22 protein-coding genes are annotated in these 20291 nt (G+C 63.9%); 8 read left to right on the top strand and 14 right to left on the bottom strand.

Annotated features, from left to right (window positions below):
- Positions 1 to 5: 5 nt before the first annotated feature.
- From flgH to AC1DX6_RS11545, 9 genes are all read right to left on the bottom strand, one after another.
- A complete protein-coding gene (gene flgH, locus AC1DX6_RS11585; RefSeq protein ID WP_477313271.1) occupies positions 6 to 710 on the bottom strand; it encodes a flagellar basal body L-ring protein FlgH in 705 nt (234 codons plus the stop codon).
- The gene (locus tag AC1DX6_RS11580) at positions 707 to 1285 is read right to left on the bottom strand and encodes a MotE family protein (RefSeq protein ID WP_477313269.1); all 579 of its coding nucleotides are present in this window, start codon (positions 1283 to 1285) and stop codon (positions 707 to 709) included. The genes flgH and AC1DX6_RS11580 overlap by 4 nt, the downstream gene beginning before the upstream one ends.
- 4 nt (positions 1286 to 1289) lie before the next feature.
- Positions 1290 to 2531 carry a flagellar basal body P-ring protein FlgI gene (locus tag AC1DX6_RS11575; protein WP_477313267.1) on the bottom strand — a complete coding sequence of 414 codons (1242 nt, stop codon included), beginning with the start codon at positions 2529 to 2531 and terminating at the stop codon, positions 1290 to 1292.
- Positions 2528 to 3064 carry a flagellar basal body P-ring formation chaperone FlgA gene (flgA, locus tag AC1DX6_RS11570; RefSeq protein ID WP_477313265.1) on the bottom strand — a complete coding sequence of 179 codons (537 nt, stop codon included), beginning with the start codon at positions 3062 to 3064 and terminating at the stop codon, positions 2528 to 2530. The genes AC1DX6_RS11575 and flgA overlap by 4 nt, the downstream gene beginning before the upstream one ends.
- Before the next feature lie 6 nt (positions 3065 to 3070).
- Positions 3071 to 3859, bottom strand: coding sequence for a flagellar basal-body rod protein FlgG (gene flgG, locus AC1DX6_RS11565; protein WP_477313263.1), 789 nt, complete (start codon positions 3857 to 3859; stop codon positions 3071 to 3073).
- Between the two features lie 11 nt (positions 3860 to 3870).
- A complete protein-coding gene (gene fliE, locus AC1DX6_RS11560; RefSeq protein ID WP_477313261.1) occupies positions 3871 to 4206 on the bottom strand; it encodes a flagellar hook-basal body complex protein FliE in 336 nt (111 codons plus the stop codon).
- On the bottom strand, positions 4206 to 4622 hold the full coding sequence (gene flgC / locus AC1DX6_RS11555; RefSeq protein ID WP_477245814.1) for a flagellar basal body rod protein FlgC: 417 nt from the start codon (positions 4620 to 4622) through the stop codon (positions 4206 to 4208). The genes fliE and flgC overlap by 1 nt, the downstream gene beginning before the upstream one ends.
- Positions 4623 to 4624: 2 nt before the next feature.
- On the bottom strand, positions 4625 to 5005 hold the full coding sequence (gene flgB, locus AC1DX6_RS11550; RefSeq protein ID WP_477313259.1) for a flagellar basal body rod protein FlgB: 381 nt from the start codon (positions 5003 to 5005) through the stop codon (positions 4625 to 4627).
- Positions 5006 to 5090: 85 nt separating this feature from the next.
- Positions 5091 to 5774: a hypothetical protein gene (locus tag AC1DX6_RS11545; RefSeq protein ID WP_477313257.1), complete on the bottom strand. Its 684-nt coding sequence runs from the start codon at positions 5772 to 5774 to the stop codon at positions 5091 to 5093.
- On the opposite strand from AC1DX6_RS11545, the gene AC1DX6_RS11540 reads away from it, so the two are divergent.
- Positions 5758 to 6300, top strand: a complete 543-nt coding sequence (locus AC1DX6_RS11540; RefSeq protein ID WP_477313255.1) for a hypothetical protein — start codon at positions 5758 to 5760, stop codon at positions 6298 to 6300. The genes AC1DX6_RS11545 and AC1DX6_RS11540 overlap by 17 nt on opposite strands.
- 3 nt (positions 6301 to 6303) lie before the next feature.
- Here AC1DX6_RS11540 and fliI read toward each other — a convergent pair whose 3' ends face one another.
- The 3 genes from fliI to AC1DX6_RS11525 are packed head-to-tail and all read right to left on the bottom strand — an operon-like array spanning position 6304 to position 10268.
- Positions 6304 to 7722 (bottom strand): flagellar protein export ATPase FliI, encoded by a 1419-nt coding sequence (gene fliI, locus AC1DX6_RS11535; RefSeq protein WP_477313253.1) that lies wholly within the window; start codon positions 7720 to 7722, stop codon positions 6304 to 6306.
- A 4-nt stretch (positions 7723 to 7726) separates the two neighbouring features.
- The gene (flgF, locus tag AC1DX6_RS11530; RefSeq protein ID WP_477313251.1) at positions 7727 to 8449 is read right to left on the bottom strand and encodes a flagellar basal-body rod protein FlgF; all 723 of its coding nucleotides are present in this window, start codon (positions 8447 to 8449) and stop codon (positions 7727 to 7729) included.
- A 7-nt stretch (positions 8450 to 8456) separates the two neighbouring features.
- Positions 8457 to 10268 carry a DUF1217 domain-containing protein gene (locus AC1DX6_RS11525; protein WP_477313249.1) on the bottom strand — a complete coding sequence of 604 codons (1812 nt, stop codon included), beginning with the start codon at positions 10266 to 10268 and terminating at the stop codon, positions 8457 to 8459.
- 146 nt (positions 10269 to 10414) lie between these two features.
- On the opposite strand from AC1DX6_RS11525, the gene motA reads away from it, so the two are divergent.
- The 6 genes from motA to AC1DX6_RS11495 all read left to right on the top strand — a co-directional run bounded on the left by motA (position 10415) and on the right by AC1DX6_RS11495 (position 15333).
- Positions 10415 to 11290 carry a flagellar motor stator protein MotA gene (gene motA / locus AC1DX6_RS11520; protein WP_112559342.1) on the top strand — a complete coding sequence of 292 codons (876 nt, stop codon included), beginning with the start codon at positions 10415 to 10417 and terminating at the stop codon, positions 11288 to 11290.
- 35 nt (positions 11291 to 11325) lie between these two features.
- Positions 11326 to 12261, top strand: a complete 936-nt coding sequence (locus AC1DX6_RS11515; RefSeq protein ID WP_477313247.1) for a FliM/FliN family flagellar motor switch protein — start codon at positions 11326 to 11328, stop codon at positions 12259 to 12261.
- A 37-nt stretch (positions 12262 to 12298) separates the two neighbouring features.
- Complete coding sequence (fliN, locus tag AC1DX6_RS11510) at positions 12299 to 12685, top strand: flagellar motor switch protein FliN (RefSeq protein WP_477313245.1); 387 nt, start codon at positions 12299 to 12301, stop codon at positions 12683 to 12685.
- A gap of 35 nt (positions 12686 to 12720) precedes the next feature.
- A complete protein-coding gene (locus AC1DX6_RS11505) occupies positions 12721 to 13737 on the top strand; it encodes a flagellar motor switch protein FliG (RefSeq protein WP_477313243.1) in 1017 nt (338 codons plus the stop codon).
- Between the two features lie 79 nt (positions 13738 to 13816).
- A complete protein-coding gene (flhB, locus tag AC1DX6_RS11500) occupies positions 13817 to 14899 on the top strand; it encodes a flagellar biosynthesis protein FlhB (RefSeq protein WP_477313241.1) in 1083 nt (360 codons plus the stop codon).
- Positions 14896 to 15333, top strand: coding sequence for a hypothetical protein (locus tag AC1DX6_RS11495; protein WP_477313239.1), 438 nt, complete (start codon positions 14896 to 14898; stop codon positions 15331 to 15333). Before flhB ends, AC1DX6_RS11495 begins: the two co-directional genes overlap by 4 nt.
- A 5-nt stretch (positions 15334 to 15338) precedes the next feature.
- Here the strand turns inward: AC1DX6_RS11495 and AC1DX6_RS11490 are convergent, their stop codons facing one another.
- Complete coding sequence (locus tag AC1DX6_RS11490) at positions 15339 to 16109, bottom strand: helix-turn-helix transcriptional regulator (RefSeq protein WP_477313237.1); 771 nt, start codon at positions 16107 to 16109, stop codon at positions 15339 to 15341.
- Positions 16106 to 16816: a helix-turn-helix transcriptional regulator gene (locus AC1DX6_RS11485; protein WP_477313235.1), complete on the bottom strand. Its 711-nt coding sequence runs from the start codon at positions 16814 to 16816 to the stop codon at positions 16106 to 16108. The genes AC1DX6_RS11490 and AC1DX6_RS11485 overlap by 4 nt, the downstream gene beginning before the upstream one ends.
- A gap of 518 nt (positions 16817 to 17334) precedes the next feature.
- Here AC1DX6_RS11485 and AC1DX6_RS11480 point away from each other — a divergent pair.
- A complete protein-coding gene (locus AC1DX6_RS11480) occupies positions 17335 to 20238 on the top strand; it encodes a M16 family metallopeptidase (protein WP_477313233.1) in 2904 nt (967 codons plus the stop codon).
- Positions 20239 to 20291: the final 53 nt, after the last annotated feature.

The following is a 20291-nucleotide window of genomic DNA, read 5'->3' as shown; positions in this document are numbered from 1 at the left end:
CGATCCTAGAAAGGAAGGACTTGATCGAGAATCTGCTGACCGTAGGCCGGCTGCTGGACCTCGCTGACGCGTCCGCGGCCGCCATAGGAAATGCGCGCCTCGGCGATGCGTTCATAGGAGATGGTGTTCTCGGCGCCGATGTCGGACGGCCGCACCATGCCGGCGATGGTGAGCACCCGGAGTTCGGCGTTGACGCGCACTTCCTGCGAACCCCTGATCAGCAGATTGCCGTTGGGCAACACCTCGGTCACGACGGCGGCAACATTGAGTTCCAGGCTCTCCGAGCGCTTGATTTCGCCATCGGCGTTGGTTTCGGTGTTTGAGCTAAGGGCCGCGTCCCCCTTGCCGCTTGTACTGTTGCCCTCCCAGCCGAGATTGACGTCATAGCCGAGCTTGCGGGCGGCGGTGCGGCTTCTGTCGTTCTGGTTCTTGAAGTTGGCCTTGTCATTAAGCTTGATCCTGACGGTCAGGATGTCGCCATCGCGCAGCGCGCGGGGATCGGTGAACAGCCGGCTTTGGCGATCGTCCCACAGCGAAAATTTCTTCACAGGCGTCGGCGGCGCCTCAGGATAGCTGTAGGGAGCGTTGGTGCTGCCGGTGATGCCGGAGCCGACCGGCGACAGCGCCGGCTCCCTGCCGACCTGGCTGAGGTCGCTTCCGCAGCCGGACAGCGCGGTGACCGCAAGCAGGATGAGCGTTCTGCGGATCATGACGGATCTACCCTTCGGGCGGCGCTGGCCATGATGCCGGTGAGCGCTGCCGCCGCCTTCTGGTCCATTTCGTTGAGAATGATGCTGGCCTTGCGCGGATCGAGCTTCATCAGGATGGCGGCGGCGAGGTCGATATTGACCATCGCCAGGCGCTCGGCCGCCGCATCGGGCTTCATGCCGGCATAGATCTTGACGACGCCGTCCTCGGCGCGCGCCATAAAGACTTCGCGCCGCTTCAGCCATTGCTCGTATTCGGCCCGCTTGTCGTCCAATGCCTTCATGCGCTGGTCGATGCCGGCCTGCAGCTGCTTCAGTTCTTCCGCCTGCAGCATGTAGCGGCGGTCGCGGGCGGCGTCGGCAATGTTGGAGCAGAAACGTTCGATCTCGCTTTGATCCGGCGTCTTCTCCCGCGTCAGCTGCTGCGGTGCTGCGGGCGGCTGCCCGCTAGGCAACACCTGTCGAACCGTTTCCTCGGTGCGGGCAGGGCCGCCGGCGAAAAGCGCAAGCGCGCAGGCCGCCAGGACTGCCCTGGCGTTGCGATGGTGTTTTCGGCGAAGAAGATCGATCATCGGCATGGGCCTATTGGAGAACCAGATCGGCCTGCAGGGCGCCGGCCGACTTGATGCCTTGCAGAATGGCAATGATGCCGTCCGGTTTGACGCCGAGACGGTTGAGGCCGGAAACAAGTGTCTGAAGGTCGGGTCCATCAAGCACGGCGACACGGGCGTCGGGCTGGGTGGCCTCGATGGTGGTGAAAGGCTCGACCGCGGTCACACCCTTGGAGAAAGGTTCCGGCTGGACGACTTTCGGCTGCTCAGTGATGCGCACGGTGAGCGTGCCGTGGCTGATGGCGACCCGCGAGATCTTGACCTCGTTGCCGATGACGATGGTGCCGGTGCGTTCGTCGATGACGACACGGGCCGGCGTGTCCGACTCGACTACCAGGTTCTCGATCTCGGCAAAGAAGCGGGCCGCCGAAACATTCTTCGGCCTTCTGATCTGTACCGTGCGGGCATCGCGCTCTGCCGCCACGCGCATGCCGAAGCGCTGGGAGGTGTATTCGTTGACGGCGTCGGCGATGCGAACGGCGGTCGAGAAATCGGGATTGCGCAGTTGCAGGGTCAGTGAAGACTGATCTTCGAACTCGGCCTGGACGGCACGTTCGACGATGGCGCCGTTGGGCACCCGTCCGGCTGTCGGCACGCCTTGCGTCAGTTGCTCTGCCTGGCCCTGGGCGGTGAAGCCGGAAACGATCACCGACCCCTGTCCTACGGCATAGATCTCGCCGTCGGCCGCCTTCAGCGGCGTCATCACCAGCGTGCCGCCGGCGAGCGACGTGGCATCGCCCATCGAGGAGACATCGATGTCGATGCGGGCGCCCGACTGGACGTAGGGCGGCATGTTGGCGGTGACGATGACGGCGGCGACGTTCTTGGCTCGCGCACTGCCGCCCTCGGTGGCGATGCCGAGGTTTTCGAGCATGGCGCGGATCGACTGTTCGGTGAAGGGCGAGTTGCGCAGGCTGTCGCCGGATCCGGCGAGACCAATGACCAGACCGTAGCCGACAAGCTGGTTGTCACGGGAACTCTGCAGCTGGGCAATGTCCTTGATGCGCGACGCGACCTGGCCGGGCGGCAGCGTGCTTGGGCCATTGGAGACCTTGAACATGCGCGTGGTGGTGGCCGGATCATATTCGGGATCGACAAAGACGCCGCCATCTTTGGCGGCGAGATCACGCTTTTGCTTGGGCGTAAGCCCGTCGGCCAGCGCCGGCTGTAGGCCGAGCAAAGCTGCAAGCACAAGAGCAAGTCCGCGTTTCATGTAGCGCTGACCCTGATGGAACCGTCGGCCATCACCGTGCCGGAGAAGATCTTGCCGCTGTCGATGTTGCGGACCTTGACGAGATCGCCGGCAGCACCGGGCTGCAGCGTCACGGCCGTGGCCGAAATGGTGAGGCCGCCGGCGATGAAATAAACCTGCACGGCCGCGCCCTGTTCGACCAGCCAGGCGTCGCGGATGGCGGCGACGGGGATGTAGCGGCCGGGCAGCAGCGTGCGCTTGGCGACTTTGCCGTCGAGCTCGTCGGCGTTGGTGGCGACGGCATCCGGCTTGTGCTTGCCCGGGATGAGCGTCACCTGCTTCAGGGCGCCGGGTTCGATGGTCTCGCCGGGATAGATGACCCGGTTGGGGATCAGCACGACGTCGCCGGCCACCTGGTTGCTGGCGATCTGATTGGCCGACTGGTTTGTGGTCTGGTTTGTGGTCTCTTGGGCAACAGCTGGCATGCCGCCGGCCGCCAGCGCGATGAGCAGCGCGGCGCGGCGGAATGCAGAGCGAGAGACCGGCTTGAACATCGTCTGTTACCTGATGTTCTTGGAAACGACCGAGGCCATGTCGTCGGCGGCCTGGATGACCTTTGAGTTCATCTCATAGGCGCGCTGCGCCGAGATCAGCTCGGTGATTTCCTTGACCGGATCGACGTTGGACGCCTCGAGATAGCCTTGCTGGACGGTGGCGACGCCGGGGTCGCCGGGCACGCCGACATTGGCCGGACCGGAAGCCGCCGTCTCCTGGAAAAGATTGTCGCCTAGCGGCGCGAGACCAGCTTCATTGGCGAAGTTGGCGAGCTGCAGCTGGCCGAGCAGCTGGAGGTTGGCCTGGCCATCGATGCGGGCAAACACCTGGCCGGTCTTGTTGACGATGACCTCGAGCGCATCGGTCGGCACGGTGATGGCCGGGATGACATTGGCGCCGTCGACGGTCACCAGCTGGCCGGTGGCATTGGTGTTGAAGGCACCGGCGCGGCTGTAGAGCGTGCCGCCGTCGGCGCCCTCGATCTGGAACCAGCCCCTGCCGGTGAGCGCCAAGTCGAAGCTGTTGCCGGTGCTGGTCAGTTCGCCCTGGGTGTGCACGTTGCGCACTGCCGTGGTCTTGACGCCGAGGCCGATCGAGACGCCTTCCGGCACCAGAGACGAATTGGAGCGGTTGGGCACGCCTTGCGTGCGGTCGACCTGATAGAGCAGGTCGGAAAACTCGGCGCGGGCACGCTTGTAGCCGGTGGTGTTGATGTTGGCGATGTTGTTGGCGATGACTTCCAGATTGGTCTGCTGGGCATTCATGCCGGTGGCGGCGATGGCGAGTGCTTTCATAGCGAGGTTCCTCAGATGCCCATGCGGCTGACTTCGAGATACGCGGAAACGACCTTGTCGCGGATGGCGACCGCGGTCTGCAGCGCTTGCTGGGCGCTCATCACGGCATCGACGACCTGGCGGGTGTCGGCGTCGCCCTTGAGCGCCTGCAGCGATACCTGCTCGGCATTCTGCAAGGTGCCGACCGTCTTCGACGCGGCCTGGCTCAGCGCTTCGGCAAAGGTGGTGCCGATGTCGGTGCCGGCCAGCGGTGCGGCACCGCCTTGAAACAGGTTGGTCGCCGCATCGGTGCCGCCGAGTTCGGGTTTGAGTTGAAGTGCGCCGATGCCGCCAATGCCGCCGATCATTACTGGTTCCTCATCAGGTCGATTGTCATGGAAATAAGATCGCGTGCCTGCTTGATGACCTGCAAATTGGCCTCGTAGGAGCGGTTGGCCTCGCTCATGTCGGCCATCTCGATCAGCACATTGACGTTGGGCATCTTGACGTAGCCCTTGTCGTCGGCGGCTTCGTTGCCGGGCTGGAATTCGACGGGGAAGGCCGCCGGATCGCGGTCGATCGAACTGACCTCGACCAGCGAACCGCCGGAAGATCGGTCGAGCTGCGAGACAAAGCTGATGGTCTTGCGGCGATACGGATCGGCGCCGGGTGTGTCGCCCGTCGACTGGGCATTGGCGAGGTTTTCCGAGACGACACGCAAGCGTTCCGACTGGGCGCCGAGACCGGATGCTGCGACTTTGAGGGCTGCGGTCAATGCGTCCATGGTCAGCTCTTCACAGCCATCATCATCATGGAATGGAATGCCTTGACGATCGCGGTGTTGAGCTCGAAGGAGCGACGGACTTCGCCGGCCTTCATCAACTCGTTTTCCACCACCACCGTGTTCTTCGACGGCATGATCGAACCGGTGGTTTCCTCAGGCTTGACCGTGAAGCCGGCATTGGTTGCCGCGCTGCCGAGATGACCGGCCTGGGTGGCATTCAACGATACGGCCGTGCGGTCGAGGACCTTCTCGAAGGGCTCGACATCGCCGGCGGTGTAGCCCGGCGTGTTGACGTTGGCGATGTTGCTGGCAATCGCGGACTGGCGCACGGCCAGCCACTGCGACTGCTTGGCGGCGAGATCGAAAAGGTTGACGGGATCCATGGGAAATCTCCGGGCAGGTTCCAGAGACTAGGCCGCCAGTCTTGCGCGGGCCTTGCGCGCGGCCGAACACCGCGCGGCAGGGCTGCTACTTGGAGAGTTCGATCACCTGGTCGGTGCTGGTGACCAGAACCCATTTGCCGCCGCGTTGCTCGATCGACGTGACGAGGCTGGAATCCGGCAGTTTTGAGCCGCGCTGGACGATCCACAGGCCGGCATCGTCCTCGATCATGGCGCGGCCGTTGGCGACATGGACCACGCGGAATTTGCCGACGTCGGCCGGGAAGGGCTGTTCGTCGACACCTGGAGGATTGACAGTGGTGTCCTGCAGCGTGCCGGTGGCAAACAGATCGACGTCAGGAGGAACATCCTTGGCCGTCAGCGGCGCGCCGGCATTTTCCATTTGCGAGCCGCCGGCGCTGCGTCCGGCATTGGTGCCGCTGCCGCCGAACTTGATGGCCTGGACGCCGAACTGGTCCTGGTTGAAGAAGATATACCAGGGAAACAGCGCGCAAATCAGGCCGAGCGTGATGCCGAGCGCGGCGAAAACGAAATCACTGCGCCGGTCGTCTTTCTTTTTCGTCTTGGGAAACTGCGCCCTTGGCGGCTGCGGCCATTCGGTGACTGGAAAGAGCCCGTCGAGAAGCGAGTCACGACTGGCGGCGATCGCGTCGGCAAGCTCGGCATGCGGTGCCTTGGGCAGCGGGGGCTTGGCGAAAGCGGGAGCAGGTCTGGCCACCTGCGGGAAGGCAGGCTTGCTGACATCGCGCAATGCAGGTCCGACTGTCCTGAGCGATGCTGGCTTGGCTTCGTCGGTCGATGCAGGCTCTGCGATTTTGCGCGAGGCAGACTTGGCCGCCTTGCGCGCCGCCACCTTGGCTGCTTTGCGCAACGCCACCTTGGACGCACTGCTCGATATGAGTTTCGCGCTACCCGATGCAAGCTTGGACACACCGCGCAAGGCAGCCTTGGGTGCACCGACCAAGGCAAGCCTGAACGCGCTGGGTGTGGATGGCTCACCCATGCCGGGCAAGGCAAGGCGGGCTACGTTCGGCAGGGCAGAGTCAGGCGAGCCGCGCAAGGCAGGCTCGGGCACACTGGGCAACATAGGCTGGGGCAACGCAGGTTGGGCCACTCTCGGCAAGAATGGCTTTGCCGCCCTGGCCAGAACCGCCTCGGTCTTGGCTGCCTTGGCGCGATCAGCCCTTGCCTTGGCAAATTTCGCTTCGGCAGCCCGCGCGTTTTCCGCAGCCGCGGCGTCGGCAATCATCTCGCGCAAAAGGCGCTCGGTGTACTGAAGCTCAGTCTCCTGCATCGGCACTTTGCTTGCCTTTCAGATGGCGGGCGAGGTCGGAGAACGGGTCGGTCGAGGCGCGATCCCTGGGCGACTGCGTCAGCGCCTCGTAAATCAGCGGCACCTGGCGGACAGCGATGTCGAGTTCGGCATCGGCGCCGCCCTGATAGGCGCCAAGCAGGCGAATGTCGCGCGTGTCCTCGAAGCGGGAGATCATCGACTTAAGCCTGGTCACCAGCATGCGCTGCTCGGCACTCCATGCCTTGTCGGCAAGGCGCGAGATCGACGACAGCGGATTGACCGGCGGATAGCGGCCCTGCTCGGCGATGGCCCGGTCGAGCACGACATGGCCATCGAGGATGCCGCGCACCGAATCGGCAACCGGGTCATTGTGGTCGTCGCCATCGACCAGCACCGAAATGATGGCGGTGATCGAGCCCTGGCCTTTGACCCCCGGGCCCTCGACGCCTGGTCCGGCGCGTTCCAGCAGCTTGGGCAGGTCGGTGAAGACGGAAGCGGGATAGCCGCGGGCCACCGGCGGTTCGCCGGTTCCCGTTGCCACTTCGCGCAGCGCATGGGCAAAGCGGGTGATCGAATCCAGCACCAGAAGCACGCGGTGGCCCTGGTCGCGAAAATGCTCGGCGACGCGCATGGCGGTGTCCGGCGCGCGCCGGCGCATCATGGCGCTCTCGTCGCTGGTGGCAACGACGGCGACGGTCTTGGCCATGCTTTCGGCGCCGATCGTATCCTCGAGGAACTCGCGCACCTCACGGCCACGCTCGCCGATCAGCGCCACGACGACGGTGTCGAAGGCGTCGGCGCCGGCCAGCATGGCGAGCAACGTAGACTTGCCGACGCCGGAGCCGGCAAAGACGCCGAGGCGCTGGCCGAAGCAAAGCGGGGTGAAGATGTCGATGACGCGCACACCTGTCATGAACGAGGTGCCGACGCGCTGCCGTGACATGGCGCCTGGTGTCGTGCCATCGCCGCCTGCAGCGACGTCATTCCTGATCAGGGCCGGACCGCCGTCGATGACGCGGGTGAGCGCGTCGATGGCGCGCCCGCGCCACGAGGCATGCGGCGTCACCGTGAGCGGACCGCGGCGAAACACGGCGTCGCCGATGCCGGCATCGGCGCTGCGTTCGAAAGGCGCGACGATGACCTCGTCGCGGCCGATCTTGACGATCTCGCCACGGCGCGTGCCGGCATGGCTGCGCTGTTCGACGAGATCGCCCAGCCTGGCGACTTCTGAAAGGCCGCGCACCTTGTAGTGGGTGGGCGAGACTTCGGCGACGCGGCCGCCGCGCCGCAGCAATGTCTCCGTGTCGTCGAAACGGCGGCAGATACGCTCCAGCGCGGCAAGCCGGTCTTCAGGCTCCGCTTCGGCCAGCTTTTCGAGCGCGCGTATCGATGGGCCGGTCGACATACCGCTACTTGGAGCCGAGCGTCTTGATGGCGTCGTCGGTGGACGCATCGGTCTGGCGCATCAGCGCTGCCGTGTTCTCGAAGGCGCGCTGAACCATGATCAGACGCGTCATTTCCAGCACCGGATTGACGTTGGATTCCTCGAGGAAGCCCTGGGCGACGCCGATATCGGAGCGGTCGGTAACCGGCTCGGGCGTGCGCGCCGGAACGATACCCGAATTGCCGTAGCGGACGAAGTTCTGCCCCGGGTCGAAATCGTAGAGGCCGATGGCGCCGACAAGCTTGTCGCCTTGCCGCAGCGAACCGTCGGCGCCTGCCTTGGGCGGGCCATCGCGCGGGTCGAGCTGGATTGGCGCGCCGCCGGAATCAAGCACCGGATGGCCCTCGATCGACATCAGTTCGCCGTTCTCGTTCATCGAAAAACGGCCGTCGCGGGTCATCACGGTGCCGGCAGGCGTGTCGATGGCGAACCAGGCGTCGCCCTGGATGGCGAAGTCGAAGGGATTGCCGGTCTCAGTCATGGCGCCATGCGCGCCGGAAAGATAGGTGTTGCCCGTCGATGCGAAGGACACGGACTTCGGCCCGGTGCCGGAGACGACATCCTCGAACTTCACGCCCGTGGCGCGAAAGCCGATGGTCGAGGCGTTGGCGACATTGTCGGCGATGGTGTCGAGACGGCGCTCGAGCGCGATCTGCGATGAAAGGGCGACGTAGAGGCTGTCCTGCATGGTGCTCTCAGAATTTCAGTTTCTGCATGGCCATCATCAGATCGGTCGAGATGCCGGCAGAGGTCGGTTGGGCAAACAGCACGCCGACCGATGTCGATGCCGTCGAGGTCGGATGGTTGATTTCCCACAGGCTGGTGAAGCGGGTCAGGAATTTCTCGAGCTTGGCCGGGTCGGTGAAATCGGTGAGGTCGAGCTTTTGCTCGAAGGCCTGCGCCTGCTTGTCGATGTCGGCGGAGGCAAAGGAATCGGGCAGGCCGAGCGCGGTGCGCACCACGCTGGACAGGGCCGTGTCGGCCAGCACGTCGTACCAGCTGGTGATGGTCGACGCCTTGCGCTCGAAATAGAGCGCCAGCCGCACGCCCTCATTGTCCTTGCCGGCATCTTCCTCCAGCGTCTGGCGCATGTATTTGTCGACGACCGGCTGCTGCGACGGACTGCGGGTCGTTGCCGCTTCTCCATAAGCCTCGAAATTCAGCGAGGTGGCGAGCCGGGCGTAGGCCTTGTTGCTGAGCTTGTTGGCGACACTGGCGGGATCGCTGACGCCGCCCTCCAGCACGTCGCGGACGAGATCCTTGTTGGTGGTTGCCGGATCGAGACCGCTGGCGGAGAGCGCATAATTGTACAGCCGGCTGTCGGCCATCAGGTCGTCGACGGACTTCACCTTGGTGATGTTGGCGAGATAGTAGCTGGTCTCCGCCTGGATGTAGTCGGCGTTCGGCTTGATCAGGCCAAGCCCGGACTCGATCGTGTAAAGCTTCGGCGTGATCTTCAGCACGGCGTCGCGCGTGGTCGTCTGATCGCCATACTGGGCAAAATCGAAGGCGCCGACAAAGTTGGCGTAGCTTTTGTCAGCCAGGAGGTTGGCGGGGCTCAACGGATCGGTGACGCCGCCATTGACCATCGTGCGGATCTGCTTTGCCGTCTGGGTCGATGCATCAAGCCCATACGCAGCCATGGCGAAGGTCAGCAGGCGCTTGTCCTTCAGGAGATCCTCGATCGATTTTACCTTGGAGATGTTGGCAGCGTAGTAGTCGGCCTCGCCCTTGATGTATTGCGCGCTCGGTTTGACCAGCACCAGTCCGGTTCCGCCCATGACAGCTTTCGGAACCGCCTGCTGGACGGCATCGCGCGCCGTTGCCTGGTCGCCATATTGGGCGAAGTCGAAGGCGGCGACGAAGGCAGCATAGCCCTTGTTGGTTGAGGTGTTTGCCAGGCTGTTCGGATCGGTGACGCCGCCTTCCAGCATCGCCCGGACGGTCGCAGGCGGTTCGCTGTCGGCATCAAGGCCGAATGCGGCCATCGCATAGGTGAGCAGGCGATCGTTGCCCATCAGGTCATCGATCGATTTTACGTTGGAGATGTTGGAGATATAGTACGAGGTCTCGCCCTTGTAGTAGCTGAAGCCGTTCTTCGAGACGCCGGCCGAGACCTGGACACTGAAATTGTTGGCGACACCTTGCTGCGCCGGGTTGTAGCTCGTGGCATTCTCCCCCAGCGCCGCGAAGTTGAAGGCTTTCACGAACTCGGCATAGCGCTTGTCGCTCAGTTTGTTGGCGAAGCTGTCGGAGCTGGATACGCCTTCCTTCAGGGCCTTGACCATGAAGGCCTTGGCGTAAGCCATGTCGCCAAGGCCGAAGGCCTTCATGGCATAGGTGAACAGGCGGGTGTTCTTGACGAAATCGTCGATCGTTTTCACGCTGCCGATGTTGGCCAGATAGTAGTCGGTGTCGCGCTTGGTGATCGGCTGCGCCTCGACGCGGTCGATCGCCTTGGGGATGTCCCTGGCGATGAGCTGGTAGCTGGTAAAAGTGCTCAACACGACATGCCTCCGGTCGCAGCTTCCAAAGCAGAATATGCCGACTTCCTTGCGCGAGGCTGAATCGGTTCGCGATGCGCGATTCAAGCCTCACACAAGGCACGAGGGCTATCCGTTGATCTGGACGTTGAAATGCGGAAGGACCTTTTGTGGGCATTCTGATCGGACTAGTGGTGACGCTCGGCTGCGTTCTCGGCGGCTTCATGGCCATGGGCGGCCATCTTCACGTGCTGATGCAGCCATGGGAAGCGGTGGTCATCTGCGGTGCGGCACTCGGCACCTTCCTCGTCGCCAATCCGATGAAGACCGTCAAGGATACCGGCAAAGGCATTCTGGAAGCCTTCAAGCAGGCAGTGCCGAAGGAGCGGGACTATCTCGAAACGCTCGGCGTGCTGCACAGCCTGATGCGCGAATTGCGCTCCAAGTCGCGCAGCGAGGTCGAGGCGCATATCGACAATCCTGAGGAATCGGCGATCTTCCAGGCCTTCCCGACCGTGCTCAAGAACCACGATCTGACGCATTTCATCTGCGACTACTGCCGCATCATCATCATCGGCAACGCGCGCTCGCATGAGATCGAGGCGCTGATGGACGAGGAAATCCAAACCATCAAATCCGACAAGATGAAGGCCTATCATGCGCTCGTGGCGGTGGGCGACGGCCTGCCGGCGCTTGGCATCGTCGCCGCCGTGCTCGGCGTGGTCAAGGCGATGGGGGCGCTCGACCAATCGCCGGAAATCCTCGGCGGCCTGATCGGCGCCGCGCTTGTCGGCACCTTCCTCGGAATCTTTCTGTCGTATGCGGTGGTCGGGCCCGTCGCCACCAAGATCAAGACGGTGCGCGAGAAGAAGAACCGCCTCTACATCATCGTCAAGCAGACGCTGCTGGCCTACATGAACGGGGCGCTGCCGCAGGTGGCGATCGAGTTCGGCCGCAAGACCATTTCGTCCTATGAACGGCCGACGATCGACGCCGTCGAGCAGAGCACGATGAACACCGCCTCCGCCGAGAAGAAAGCGGCCTGAGCCATGCGCGACAACAGACAAGGCCGCGCGCCGTCATGACCAGTCCTGGCAGCCCGTCACAAACCCGCTCCCTGATTATCGAGCGTCTGGTCGGCGACAGCGGCGAGGCCGCTCACGTCATCGGAACCGGCCGGTCGATGGGCGAACGCGCTCTGCCGCTGCTGCAAAAAGCTCTGGCCAGCGAGCTTGGCGCTCCGGTCACCGTCGACCTGCGGGCGGTCGAAGTCAGCCGCGTCCCCGATGCGCGCGCGCATGCCGGCGAGACGTTTGCCTTGACCATCATCCAATCGCCGACCTCCTCCGATGCGATGACGCTGGTCATCGATTCGCCGGCGATCGCGGTCATGGTCTGCGCGCTGTTCGGTGGCGATCCGGATCAGGCTGTGTCACCCATCGAGCGCGATCTGTCGCAGATCGAGACGGATGTGGCGACGATGGTGTTCCAGGAGGTTGCGCAGGCGCTCAACGGATCGGGCCGCCGGTCGCTCGACCTGCGGCTGCCGGTGCCGCGGGCGATGTCCGGCATGGAGGCGAAGCGCCGCGTGCTGCGCGATGGAGCCGCGGTTCGCATCGTCTTCGGCATCTCGACGCCGACCGACACCGGAACGGTCACGGTGATGATCCCGCAGCGCATTCTGCTGGCGACGCGCGGCATCGCGGCCAATGGCAATGAGGCCGACGGCGCGAATTCCGACTGGCGGGCACGTTTTTCGGAAGAGGTGATGCGCTCGACGGTGACGCTCGAAGCGACCATGCCGCTGGCCCGGCTGACGCTTGGCGACCTCGCCGATTTCGAGCCAGGTCAGGTCATCGAATTCGAGGAGACCGCGCAGTCGCAAGCGCGGCTGAGCGCGCGCGACAAGACGCTGTTCATTTGCGAGTTCGGCAAGCTGGGACAGAATTACACCGTCCGGATCCGGCACCCTTACGACGCCGGACAGGACTTCATCGATGGGCTTATGCCAGGCTGACGCCGGGCGAGCCTGAGCATTTTTTTGGAGACGACGCATGGCCAAGACCAAGGTGGAAGCCGAACCCGATCAGCCGGACGAACAGCTTGACCGTGCCATCGAAGAATTGCGCGGCGTTCTCCAGGAAGAGGAAAAGCGGCCCGACGCTGCCTTCCGGTCAGCCTCCGGCGCCAATTCGAATGTCATCATGACGATACCCGTCGATGTGCAGATCATTCTTGGCAGCACAGAGATGCCGGTGTCCGAGTTGATGGCGCTGCAGAAGGGCTCGACGGTGGCGCTGAACCGCCGCATTGGCGAACCGGTCGACGTGGTGGTCAATGGCCGCAAGATAGCGCGCGGCGAAATCACCGTGCTGGAAAGCGATCCATCGCGCTTCGGCATCAGGCTGACCGAAATCATCGCAGCGGCAAAGGGCGCTTAAAGCATGAACGACGCGCGGCGGTGGGGGCGGACGGCATGACAACGCTGATGACATTGACGCGCCCGCAAAAGGCCGCCGCCATCCTGGTGGCGATGGGCAAGCCTTCGGCCAGCCGGCTGCTGAAATTCTTCAAGCAGGAAGAACTGAAGGCGCTGATTGAGGGTGCCCGTCTGCTGCGCACCATTCCGCAAAGCGATCTCGAACGCATCGTTGCCGAATTCGAAGCCGAATTCACCGAAGGCGCGGGGCTGCTCGATTCCGCCGACCGGATGGACACCATCCTCAATGAATCGCTGTCGCCGGAAGAAATGAGCGCCATCATGGGCGACAAACGGTTCGAGGTCGCGCCGGAAGGCCCGCCGCCGATTTGGCCCGAGCTGGAAAAGCTCGAACCGGAGCGCCTTGGTACTTTCCTTGCCGGCGAACATGCGCAGACCGCGGCCATGGTGCTGGCGAAGCTTTCGCCGCAAGCGGCGGCGAATGTGCTGTTGACCATGACCAAGCCGATGCGCAGTGAGATCATCAAGCGCATGGTGACATTGGCGACCGTTCCGGAGGCGGCTACGAGGATCGTCGAGAACCAGCTGCGCAACAGCATACTGGCGCAGACCTCGACCAAGGACACATCGGCCGGACAGGCGCGCGTCGCCAGCCTGCTCAACGAGATGGACAAGCCGCAGCTCGACGAAGTCATGCAGGATCTGGAAGAAGCCGGTACGCCCGATCTTAGCGGCGTCAGGTCGCGGCTGTTTGCCTTCGACGATTTGCCGCTGCTCACCCAGAAGGCGCGGGTGCTGCTGTTCGACGGGCTGTCGACCGAACTGGTCACGCTGGCCTTGCGCGGCGCGCCGCCCGGATTGACCGAAGCGGTGCTGTCGGCAATCGGCGCGCGGTCGCGGCGCATGATCGAAGCCGAGCTCGGGCAAGGCTCGGAAGGGATCGCCCTTGCCGACATCATGGCGGCACGCAAGACGGTCTCGGTGACGACAATCCGGCTTTCGCGCGAGGGAGCGTTCGAGCTTCCCTCGTCGCAGCAGAGCGAAGCGGCCTGACATTCTATCTTTTTTCGCAATTCCGGACCGGAAAACCGCTCACACTTTTCCTGGAATTGCTCAAAGCGGCTGACACCAAATGGCTGACGCGGTCGACAAAGACTCGAAAACCGAAGACGCGACCGAAAAGAAGATCCGCGACACCGTCGAACAGGGCAAGCTGCCCCATTCCAGGGAAACCGCGATCCTTGCCTCCTTCGTCGCCATCCTGGTGTTCACCGTTTTCTACGCCAAGGACGCCATCGTCGATCTCGGCACGTTCCTGTCGATGTTCCTGGAGAAGCCGGAAGCCTGGCCGATGGAAACCGAGACCGACGTCATCGCGCTCTACAAGACCGTGATCATGGAGGTCGGCCGCGCCGTCGTCAGCCTGCTGGTGCTGCTGGTCGTGGCCGGTGTCGGGGCCTCGGTGTTCCAGAACATGCCGCAATTCGTCGGCGAGCGGATCAGGCCGCAATTGTCGCGCATCTCGATAGCCAAGGGTTGGAGCCGGATGTTCGGCGTTCAGGGCTGGGTCGAGTTCCTGAAATCGCTGGGCAAGCTTGGCTTTGCCATCGCCGTGCTTGTCTTCACGCTGTCGGAAGACCACCGCAAGCTGTTGACGGGCATGATCACCAACCCAGTCGCTTTCGGTCTCGTCATCAGGGGTATTGCCGTCGATATCCTGGTGGCGATCGTCTTCGTCATGGGGCTGATCGCGGCCGTCGACATCGTCTGGTCGCGCTTCCACTGGAAGCAGGATCTGCGCATGAGCAAGCAGGAGGTCAAGGACGAGATGAAGCAGTCGGAGGGCGACCCGATCATCAAGTCGCGGCTGCGGTCGCTGGCGCGCGACCGTGCGCGCAAGCGGATGATGACGGCGGTGCCGCGCGCGACGCTGATCATCGCCAACCCGACACACTTTTCGATCGCGCTCAAATATGTCCGCGACGAGGATGCGGCCCCCGTGGTGTTGGCCAAGGGCCAGGATCTGGTGGCGCTGAAGATTCGGGAGATTGCCAGGGAGCACAACATCCCGATCTTCGAGGACGTGGCGCTCGCCCGCTCCATGTACAAGCAAGTTTCGGTTGATAGCGTGATCCCGTCGCAATTCTACCAGGCCGTCGCCGAACTGGTGCGGATCATCTACTCGAAAAAGGCTGAGCGCAGACTGACCTCATGAACCGACAGGCACACGCAAATTCCCGCGAGATCATCGTCGCCAACGCCATCGAGCAGGTGGTGGACGAGTTGCGGCTGATCGATGTCGCCGACTACATCGCCTTCATCCGGCTGGAGCATTTCGCCTGCCTGTCGGATCTGGTGGATTCGGCCGTCGAGCTGTTCTTCCAGCCGGGGACATTGCGGCTCGGCCACGGCGGCGAGGCGCATGTCGACTGGAGCGGCAGCCCGCGCATCGTGCTCGATCTGGAACTCAGGCCACCCGGCGTCACCGTTTATTTCCAGCTGACGCTGAGCGAGCACAAGGCTTCGGTGGTGGTCAACTACGTGTCGTTCGAGAAGCCGGGCGAGGATCCTGAGCGCAACACGGCCTTGCTCGAGGCGGTGATCGAGCAGGCGCGGATCCGCAGGACCGAACCGCTGGCCTTTGGCTGATTGCCCTATTCAATCAGCCCGAGCCGCAGCGCCTTGGCGACCGCCTGGTTGCGGTTGACCGCATTGAGCTTCTGCGTCGACTGCGTCAGATACTGATTGGCGGTGTGGACCGACAGTTTCAGCAGCCGTGCGATCTCTTCGCTGGTGTTGCCGTTGGCGGTCAACTTCAGGCATTCGAGCTCGCGCTTGGAGATCGAACGCATCCTGCCGGCATCGCTCGGACGGATGCGGGCGACTGCTGCAAACAGCGAGAAACAGCGGGCGTGGATCTCGTACAGCGCGTCTTCCGGCAAGGCCATTTGCGACCCCAGGAAAACCACCAGCCCGCAATGGCCGCGATCGGCATGGACGGGAAAGGCGATGCCGTTGGTGCCCGGCGCCAGCGCCGCCATGCGCTCCGACCAGGCAAGGTTCACGAATGTCTCTTCCGAGCCGGGCATGCCGTCATCCGCCCACCAGCGCGGCGCCGTCGAGGTGCGGGTGTGGCGCACGATCTCCTCGCCATTGGCGCCGGAGATGAATTTCGTGGCGACGGCGGTGCCGGGATAATCGGAATCGAAGCCTGCCACGAGACGCGCCCGTTCCGGCGACGGACTGACGAAGAACAGGCCGAAGGCAGCGGCATTGACGTCGACGGCGATCCAGCGGCAGCGGCGCACGGCATCCGGAATGGTGACGGCCTGATGCGTTTCGGAGCCGAGCGAGAAGGCACCGAACGGATTGCGCTGCTCGCTGAAAAGGGCCTCCGCCGCCTCCTTGATTTGCGTGTGTTTCAAATGATGCCGCTCCTGATCGCCGTGGCGATGGCCATCGCGCGGTTCGAGGCCGCGAATTTCTGTATGGCGTGGGTGAGGTAGCTGTTGACGGTGTTCGAGGAGACGCCAAGGATGACCGCGACCTCGTCGGTGGTCTTGCCCTCAGACACCCAGAACAGGCATTCGCGCTCGCGGTCGGACAGTGGATCCTGCATGGCGGCGGCGGCGATCAATTGCGGGATCCTGGAAAGCGCATAGCAGCACTTCAACTGCGCTTTCATCAGCGCCGGCTGGTCGATCTTGCCGGCCGCCGCCGCAGAAAACAGCGCGAACAGGCGCTGGCGGCCGACATTGAGCCGCAGCGAATAGACTTCGGCATGGCCGAGCACGTCGAGAAGGCGGGCCTCTTCGCCGGTGAGCAGCCCGCCGGCGTCGGGCGCCTGGGCTGCCACCAGCGGTTTCGGGCGGATGCCGGGCGCTGCCGTCAACGCGCCTTGGGCAAGGCCTGCGATCAGCCGCTTGCCGATCAGTTCGATGGCGTCGAAGATCCAGTTGGAAGAAACGATGCGCGCGTCGTTGCGGTCCTGGTCGTGGACGATGGCGACGAGCATGTAGCTGTCGGCGCCGATATCGGCGGCAAGCTGCATGAAAAAGGAGGTGAGATCGCCGCGGGATGCGAGGCGCGAGCCTAGAGTGTCGGATTGCAGAAGCGCGGCGGGACTGCTCATTTGCTGCTTTGGTTGTATGTCATGGCCGGAATCTATTCTTTAGCCCGGAGGCTGGAGTCACCAGCAGCCGAACTTGGATACGCATTACGTTTACGAAGCACACGCACGGCACGGGGTCGCGCCCGATCGAACCGAATCCTTTCAGGGAACGCGAAGCCGTCCGCGTCTGGCGCCGGAAAAACTCCGGAACGTGAGACTTTGGGTGGTTGCCGCGCCCCCCAGGACCGGCTGATTCGGGTCTAATCTACCCGCACTCGAATCCGACATCAAACGCGATTTGACAAAATCGAATCCGATGGACTCGGGCGCGACTCAGAGGCCGGCTTTCGGGGCCTTCGACAGACCTTCGGTCACGGGTTTCGACACGAAAAAGCCAGACCTTGTTGCAAGCGTGCCGTATCGGCGGCCGATCGATTCCGATAGGTTGCAGCGGTTGGAAGGGATGGGCATCCCTTTCGATCGATTTATGGGCGATATTGGCGGCGCGTGTCTCGCGGCCGCCAAAATGGGGTTTGATCATGGTGCGGATTTTCCTCGCATTCACGGTGGCGCTTGCGCTGTGGAGCGGCGCTTGGGCGGCGGAGCCGGCGAAGGCCGAGCCTGTCGTTACCTATGCGCTCGGCAACGGGCTGCAGGTGGTGCTGGTGCCGGATCATCGCGCACCCAAGGTGGTGATGAACCTGCGCTATCGCGTCGGCTCGATGAACGAACCGGCCGGTCGTTCGGGCTTTGCGCATCTGTTCGAGCATCTGATGTTTTCCGGCACGCCGGCATGGCCGAACGTGTTCGGGGCGCATGCCGCGCTCGGCAATGAGATCAACGCCTGGACCACCGAAGACGGCACGGTCTTCTATGTCGACGGGCTGTCGTCGTCGCTGCCGATGATCCTGTCGCTGGAAGCCGACCGCATGGCCAATCTCGGCCGTTCCGTGACGCAGGCCAAGCTCGACCTGCAGCGCTCCGTGGTCAAGAACGAGATGCGCCAGAACGTGCTCGACAAGGCCGGCGCCTCCGGCTGGGAAGCTTTCTGGTCGGGCCTGTTTCCGAAGCCGCATCCCTACAGCCGCATGGTCATCGGTTCGGTGGCCGACCTCGATGCCGCGACGCTCGACGATGTCAGAGGCTTCTTCAACAGCTACTATCTGCCCAACAATGCCGTGCTGGTTCTGGTCGGCGACCTCAAGGTCGATGAGACCAAGGCGCTGATCGAAGACACGTTCGGCCGGATACCGCGCGGCGCCGATGTGGCGCGACCGGCAGTGCCCGAACCGACGCAAGCCAGGCTCAAACTGGTGCTCGAGGATCGTGTGCCGAGCCCGGTCGTGGTTGTTGGCTTCAGCGGTCCGGTGGCGCTGTCGCCGGACAATGGCGCGCTCAGCATTGCCGCGGAGCTGCTCGGCAATGGCGACTACGGCTTCCTGCGCAACCGGCTGGTGGCGCAGAAGGGTATCGCCACCTATGCCAGCGCCGGCTGGACGGGCGGGCTGCTCGGCGGCCGCTTCACCCTTGAGGCGGGTGCCGCGGGAGGTGTCGCCCCCGAGGCGCTCGAAGACGAGATGAAGGCGGCTTTCGCCGATTTCCTGAAGACGCCGCTCGATCCGGCGGACGTGGAACGCGCGCGCAGCAATCTGCTGCTCGGCGCCCGCCTCGGCACCGAGTCGTTGAAGGATCGTGCCGGCGCTGTCTCCTACAACGCCGATATCCTTGGCGATGCACAGAGCGCGCTGGAGGACGATCCAAGGATCAAAAACGCCAGTGCCGCCAATATCGAAGCGACGCTCAAGCGGCTGTTGAAGCCGGAAGACGCCAGCGTTCTGGTGCTGAAACCCGGGCCGCGCGGCGGCTACCCCGACGCTTTGATCGGATCGTCCGGCACGCCGCAACCGTTCACGGCGCCGGAGCGCGTGGCGATCGACATTCCCAAGCACCCCGCCGGCACCGCACCTTCGGCGGTGCTGCCGGAAAAAGAGACGGCGACGCTCTCCAACGGCATCAAGCTTGTCCACTACACCATGCCTGAAGCGCCGATGGTCTATCTCGCGGCGAGCGCCGAAGGCGGCTGGAACAGCGTGCCGGAAGGCAAGGAGGGGCTGCTCGAACTTGCTGCCAGCATGGCGACGCGCGGCGCCGGTGAGCGCGGCTCCGCCGACTTCGCCAAGGCCACCAGCGATATCGGTGCCAGCATCGGTTCCCAGGCGGGCACCCTGACCACCGCGATGACGCTCGGCGTGCAGCCCGAGAAACTGGATCAAGGCATCGGCCTGCTTGCCGACGCGGTGCTGAAGCCGCGTTTCGACAAGACCGACTGGACAATCCTGACGGCGCAGACCGCCGACTGGCTCAACGGCCGCGAAGCGGATCTGCCGGGTGTGGCAGGCCGCGCCGCGAAGGCAGCGCTTATTCCGCAAGTGCCAGGCAAGGCGGCGATAGACTGGTCGGCAACGGCGCTGGCGTCGATCTCGTTGGATGACGCCAAGGCTGCCTTCAAGGCCGTGTTCACGCCGAAATCCGTGACCTTCTACAGCGTCGGCCCGGTGCCGGTGGAGACTGTGGCCGCCAGCCTTGAAAAGGCGTTCGGCGCATGGTCAAGCGATGCTGCCGGCTATGCGGCCGAGGCCTCGCCGTCGGCGCATTTCAATGGCGGCCAAAAGGTGCTGCTGGTGCCGGAACCCGGCGCCAGCCAATCAGCCCTGTTCGTGGCGCGGCCAGCACCCGGCAGCGACGAAAGCGAGCGCGCCGAATCGACGGCGGTCGCCAATCTGCTCGGTGACGATTTTTCGAGCCGGCTGAACTCTGTGATCCGTGAGGAGAAAGGCTATTCCTACGGCGTGTCCAGCTACCTGCTCAGCCCGATGAAAGCCGGATCCGGACTGGTGGTGGCAACCACGGTCGAGCGCGCCAACACCGGTCCGGCGATCACCGAAATCCTGAAAGGATTTGCCGGGCTGAAGACCTTGCCGGTGGCGCAGGACGAGGTCGACCGCACGGTCACCGTCTACCGCCGGGCGCTGGCCGGATCGGCGGAAACTTCGGCCGGACTGTTCAGTTCGCTGATCGGCGCCGTCGGCAGCGGCTCGACGCTGGAGGACCAGCAGGGCCGCATGACGGCGCGCAGCAGGCTTACGCTCGATGCCGTGCAGAAACAGGCGCTGGCCCTGTCGTCGCTCGAGCCTTCGCTGATCGTGGTGGCGGGCGACCCGGATGTGGTGATGCCGCAGCTTGCAGCGATCGGCCTCAAGGACGTCGAGATCGTCCAGCGGCAAGACGAGCAAACCGCCATGCGGGCACTCGATCTGCTCAGCGGCAATCAACAGGCGCCACTGACCGCCTCGCCATGGCGGATCGGCGACGGCGGCACGACACGGGCGGTGCACTCCTGTGAGAACGGCAAGGATTGCGGCGCGCGTATTCACGCCGACTGAAGGGTTAAAGCGCGTGGCTGTCCGGCCGCGTGGAAATTTTGGCAATAGCGGTT

Source organism: Mesorhizobium sp. P2_C4 (assembly GCF_056404575.1).
The sequence above is the reverse complement of the archived record's forward strand: the minus strand, read 5'-3'. Positions and strand labels throughout refer to the sequence as shown.

Coding starts and splice junctions, on each gene's coding strand:
- flgH (WP_477313271.1), bottom strand. CDS start 710: ATGATCCGCAGAACGCTCATCCTGCTTGCGGTCACCGCGCTGTCCGGC.
- AC1DX6_RS11580 (WP_477313269.1), bottom strand. CDS start 1,285: ATGCCGATGATCGATCTTCTTCGCCGAAAACACCATCGCAACGCCAGG.
- AC1DX6_RS11575 (WP_477313267.1), bottom strand. CDS start 2,531: ATGAAACGCGGACTTGCTCTTGTGCTTGCAGCTTTGCTCGGCCTACAG.
- flgA (WP_477313265.1), bottom strand. CDS start 3,064: ATGTTCAAGCCGGTCTCTCGCTCTGCATTCCGCCGCGCCGCGCTGCTC.
- flgG (WP_477313263.1), bottom strand. CDS start 3,859: ATGAAAGCACTCGCCATCGCCGCCACCGGCATGAATGCCCAGCAGACC.
- fliE (WP_477313261.1), bottom strand. CDS start 4,206: ATGATCGGCGGCATTGGCGGCATCGGCGCACTTCAACTCAAACCCGAA.
- flgC (WP_477245814.1), bottom strand. CDS start 4,622: ATGGACGCATTGACCGCAGCCCTCAAAGTCGCAGCATCCGGTCTCGGC.
- flgB (WP_477313259.1), bottom strand. CDS start 5,005: ATGGATCCCGTCAACCTTTTCGATCTCGCCGCCAAGCAGTCGCAGTGG.
- fliI (WP_477313253.1), bottom strand. CDS start 7,722: ATGTCGACCGGCCCATCGATACGCGCGCTCGAAAAGCTGGCCGAAGCG.
- flgF (WP_477313251.1), bottom strand. CDS start 8,449: ATGCAGGACAGCCTCTACGTCGCCCTTTCATCGCAGATCGCGCTCGAG.
- AC1DX6_RS11515 (WP_477313247.1), top strand. CDS start 11,326: ATGACCAGTCCTGGCAGCCCGTCACAAACCCGCTCCCTGATTATCGAG.
- fliN (WP_477313245.1), top strand. CDS start 12,299: ATGGCCAAGACCAAGGTGGAAGCCGAACCCGATCAGCCGGACGAACAG.
- AC1DX6_RS11505 (WP_477313243.1), top strand. CDS start 12,721: ATGACAACGCTGATGACATTGACGCGCCCGCAAAAGGCCGCCGCCATC.
- flhB (WP_477313241.1), top strand. CDS start 13,817: ATGGCTGACGCGGTCGACAAAGACTCGAAAACCGAAGACGCGACCGAA.
- AC1DX6_RS11495 (WP_477313239.1), top strand. CDS start 14,896: ATGAACCGACAGGCACACGCAAATTCCCGCGAGATCATCGTCGCCAAC.
- AC1DX6_RS11485 (WP_477313235.1), bottom strand. CDS start 16,816: ATGAGCAGTCCCGCCGCGCTTCTGCAATCCGACACTCTAGGCTCGCGC.
- AC1DX6_RS11480 (WP_477313233.1), top strand. CDS start 17,335: ATGGTGCGGATTTTCCTCGCATTCACGGTGGCGCTTGCGCTGTGGAGC.